The sequence below is a fragment of the Deinococcus fonticola genome, assembly GCF_004634215.1.
Classification (GTDB): Bacteria; Deinococcota; Deinococci; order Deinococcales; family Deinococcaceae; genus Deinococcus; species Deinococcus fonticola.
Genome location: NZ_SMMH01000096.1, coordinates 1 through 1,132 on the forward strand (window position 1 = coordinate 1; position 1,132 = coordinate 1,132).

Genomic DNA, 1,132 nt, shown 5'->3' on the forward strand with positions numbered 1-1,132 from the left:
TGAACCTGAAAGGCAATCAGCGTTGCGGCCTGGGGGATGGGCATTAAACTGTAGTCGGGATGAGGCGTCAACACCTTCATCCCTTTGCCATTCTGGACACGAAATGTCAACCCCTAATCGCCGTGAAATGTCAACCCCTAATCGCCGTTAAATGTGTAAAAGTCCAGCATGGAACTCATCGCCTCACCGCCATTGATGGCAATGTTGGTGAGGTCTGTCCCCAAGGCTTTTTTCAGATACGATTCGAGGCCCATCTTGTAACTGTCGGCCGAATAGCTCGTTCCGGCCAGATAAACGGGGAATTCGTCGTCGCTCAGCAGATCGCCCCCTGAAACCAACTCTGCTTTAACTGTCGGGTAAGGCTCGACCAGCGGTTGCCATTTGGTATTTGGGCAGTCCAGTTTGACCCTTACATCCCATCCAAACCCGTTGCGCTGGGTGACCGGGCCAGGAACGAGCTTAAATTCTTTCGTTGAAATTTGCTCCTTGAGCGAGGGTAATTTTGCAGCCAGCGTTGTCGCCACAGCTTTGGCCGCCACTTCTGCCCCTTCTGGTCGCCAGTGTCCATCTTGCAGGAAGAACAATTGCTTTTTCGGATTGCGTGTCAGCTCCGTGTTGGCAGCACTCATGAAGTCGGCAGCAGTTACACCATAGGAGGCAAGATTGGCGATAGAGCTTTGATAAGCGTCCAACGCCTGCTTCTTAAAATCGGGATGATTGCCTTTGGCAAATACTGACCCCTCAATCTCGCTAGCGTCAAGAGTTCCAGAAAAAGTGAATCCGGAGCGTGGTACTGGAATAACAATCAACTCTGTGCCGCGCTGTTTCAGTGCCGTTACGAAGCGTCGAAAGTAATCACCAGAGGCCTTAGGGATGTCGTGGCGTCCTGTTTCCACCTGCACGGCACTCATAACGAGGCCATTGCTCCCAAAGTAGTACTGATTTTTATCAGTGAAGGGCCTGCATTCCGGCCGGACTGCGCCAGCTGTGGCGGTCAATGCTGCTGCTAGTACAGCGTTCTAGAAATTATAATACTTAGCCTATGGGACGCCCAATTCAGTATGCGGTCGTGCTGAGTGCTGAGCAGGAGCAGTACTTGAAGAGCCTCACGTCAAAAGGAAGCGGCAAGGCG

1 protein-coding gene is annotated in these 1,132 nt (G+C 52.1%); it reads right to left on the reverse strand.

Annotation, left to right across the window (positions count from 1 at the left end):
* Window positions 1-137 precede the first annotated feature (137 nt).
* Window positions 138-911, reverse strand: a complete 774-nt coding sequence (locus tag E5Z01_RS19180) for an alginate O-acetyltransferase AlgX-related protein (protein ID WP_135230837.1) — start codon at window positions 909-911, stop codon at window positions 138-140.
* Window positions 912-1,132 lie beyond the last annotated feature (221 nt).

Excerpts from the sequence above, each read along its gene's own strand:
- E5Z01_RS19180 (WP_135230837.1), bottom strand. The coding sequence starts at position 911 with ATGAGTGCCGTGCAGGTGGAAACAGGACGCCACGACATCCCTAAGGCC.